This is a genomic window from Arthrobacter sp. Y3223164 (assembly GCF_059091005.1).
Genome location: NZ_JBNHGF010000367.1, coordinates 1 through 2,677 on the forward strand (window position 1 = coordinate 1; position 2,677 = coordinate 2,677).

The 2,677-nt window shown below is 70.1% G+C and carries 3 protein-coding genes and 1 pseudogene; all 4 read right to left on the reverse strand.

The features are described 5' to 3' along the window. A partial coding sequence (locus AC5RUJ_RS14130) for a thiolase family protein (RefSeq protein ID WP_494156039.1) occupies positions 1 to 779 on the reverse strand: 779 nt, incomplete at its 3' end. 197 nt (positions 780 to 976) lie between these two features. Further along, positions 977 to 1,405 carry a 4-carboxymuconolactone decarboxylase gene (gene pcaC / locus AC5RUJ_RS14135; RefSeq protein ID WP_494000491.1) on the reverse strand — a complete coding sequence of 143 codons (429 nt, stop codon included), beginning with the start codon at positions 1,403 to 1,405 and terminating at the stop codon, positions 977 to 979. 44 nt (positions 1,406 to 1,449) lie between these two features. Next, positions 1,450 to 2,244 carry an alpha/beta fold hydrolase gene (locus AC5RUJ_RS14140; RefSeq protein WP_494129138.1) on the reverse strand — a complete coding sequence of 265 codons (795 nt, stop codon included), beginning with the start codon at positions 2,242 to 2,244 and terminating at the stop codon, positions 1,450 to 1,452. Then, positions 2,241 to 2,677, reverse strand: a pseudogene (locus AC5RUJ_RS14145) (lyase family protein); the annotation flags it as partial. The pseudogene AC5RUJ_RS14145 and the gene AC5RUJ_RS14140, both read right to left, overlap by 4 nt.

A 2,677-nucleotide genomic window follows, 5' to 3' on the forward strand; every position in this document is an offset into this window, starting at 1 on the left:
GAGGCGCCGTCGTTCAGCGGCGAGGCGTTGCCGGCCGTGACCGTGCCGCCCTCGGGGCCCTCGCCCGCCGGCCGGAAGACGGTCTTCAGCCCGGCTAGGACGTCAACGGTGCTGGTGGGGCGGATGGACTCGTCGCGGATCAGGTCGGTGCCCGGAACCTTCACCACCATCGAGTCGTATTTGCCAGCGTTCCAGGCCTCGTCGGCGAGGCGGTGCGAGGCGGCGGCGAACTCGTCCTGTCGTTCGCGGCTGATGCCGTGGCGCTCGCGCAGCTGCTCGGTGGCCTCGCCCAGGGAGACGGTCCATTCCCGCGGCATCTTCTTGTTCACCAGGCGCCAGCCCAGGGTGGTGGACGCCAGGGTCATGTCGCCTGCCGGGTAGGGCTTCTCGGTCTTCGGCAGCACCCACGGCGCCCGGCTCATCGACTCGACGCCGCCGATCAGCACCAGGTCGCCTTCGCCGGCGTTGATCTGCCGGGAGGCGATGATGGCGGCGTCCAGGCTGGAGCCGCACAGCCGGTTCACGGTGGTTCCCGGGATCGAGGTGGGCAGGCCGGCCAGCAGCGTGGCCATGCGCGCCACGTTCCGGTTCTCTTCCCCGGCGCCGTTGGCGTTGCCGAAGATCACCTCGTCGATGCGTTCCGGGTCCAGGCCCGGGGCGCGGGAAACTTCCGCCTTGACGACTTCGGCCGCCAGGTCGTCCGGGCGGACGCCGGCCAGCGCACCGCCGAACTTGCCGAAGGGGGTGCGGACGGCGTCATACAGATATGCCTGGTTCATTCGAGGCTCCTTCGCGGCGCACTTCCGGGGTGCGCCTTTGGGTTACAGCAAACGGCCCGGCCCGGCGCTCAGGCCGGACCGGACCGCTCCGTCGACACGGGGGTCCGCGCGGAACATACCGTTTCGGCGGGAACCGTCGCGGGCGCTTCCGTTCCTGCCGAAGTGTTCGCTACACGAACGCATGTACGTTATATGAACTATATCGAGCCCTTGTGATCCTCGTCAAGGCTGGCAAAGACGCCCTTGGCCACCTTGAACGCGACGTTGGCGTCCGGGACGCCGCAGTAGATGGCCGACTGCAGCACGACTTCCTTGATCTCGTCGCGGGTCATGCCGTTGGTCAGCGCCGCCCGGACATGCATGGCGAATTCCTCCCAGTGGCCCTTGGCGATCATGGCGGTGAGCGTGATGGCGCTGCGCGTGGTGCGCGGCAGCCCCTCCCGGGTCCAGATGGTCCCCCAGGCGTAGCGCGTGATCAGTTCCTGGAAGTCCTGGGTGAACTCATCGATCGAGCTGTTCGCGCGGTCCACGTGGGCATCGCCGAGCACCTGCCGGCGCACGGCCATGCCTTCGTCGTACACTTCCTGCTGGGTCTGGGCAGGATCGAAGGTGCGGTTATCGCTCACGGCGTGTACTCCTTGGTTGTTCAGTCATCGGTCCGGCTGCGGTTTCAGGCGGCCAGGAAGAAATCGCGCAGCAGCGCGGCGGTTTCCGCGGGTGCCTCGGCGGGCGCCTGGTGGGCCACGCCGTCGACGACGGCGGAGCTGCCCTTTTGCACGCCGGCGGCCACTGCTTCGGCGAACCCGGGCGGGCACACCTGGTCGAGCGCCCCGGCGACGGCAATCACCGGAGTGGTGATGTCGCCGAGCCGCTCGCGGACGTCGAAGCCGGCCAGGGCCTCGCATGCGTGGGCGTAGGCGAAGCGGTCCGCGTCCTGCAGGGTGTGCAGCAGCCGGGTGGCGCGCTCGGGGTGCTTCTCGATGAAGCCCGGGGCGAACCAGCGCTGCGCCGAGCCGGTGACCATCGTGGGCGTTCCCGCCTGGCGCACGGTGTCCGCGCGTTCCAGCCACGCGGCCGCTTCGCCGATCTTGGCGGCGGAGCAGACCACGCCCAGGCCGGCGAAGCGGTCCGGGTGGTCCAGGCCCAGCTGCAGGGCCAGTTCACCGGCCATCGAGACGCCGGCAAAGTACACCTTGGTGCCGGGGTCGATGTCGCCGGCTTCGCGCAGCTTGTCCAGCATCGCCACGACCGCCTGGCCGAGTTCGGCCATGGTGTACGGTCCGGTCGAGGCCGGGCTGGCCCCGTGGCCGGGCAGGTCCACGCCCACCACCTGGAAGTCCTGCAGGTGCTCCACGGCGTCGGCCCAGAGCGCCTTGGCGCCGGTCCCCAGTCCGGCGCCGGCCAGCAGCACCGGCCTGCCTTTGCCCTCGGACAGGAGGGTGGGGGTGATGTCGGGAACGGTCACGAATGGCTCCATTCTGCGTAGTGGGACGTGATCCGGTCGATCAGGCCGCTGCTTTGGCCGGTATACCCGGCCGGGTCCAGCAGTTCGGCCAGCGCCGTGTCGGAGAGGACGTCGCCGGGCACGGCTTCGCGCAGCAGCTGCGACAGGCTGCCCTGGCCGGCGAGCGACTGGTTGACCAGGCTCTGGACCTTCGCCTTGCCGGCGCCGGGGGTTCCGCCGTCCAGCATCGGCGCCACCGTGGCCATGACGCGTTCGCTGACCACCAGCTCGCCGGTGATCTCCAGGTTCCGGCGCATCTTCTCCGGGCGGACCACCAGGCCCTCGGAGAGTTCGGCCAGCTTGGCGGCTGCCCCGCCGGCGAGCCGGAGCAACTGGCGCAGCGCCTGCCACTCCACGTGCCAGGAGCCGTCCGGCCGCTCGTCGATTGCCCCGG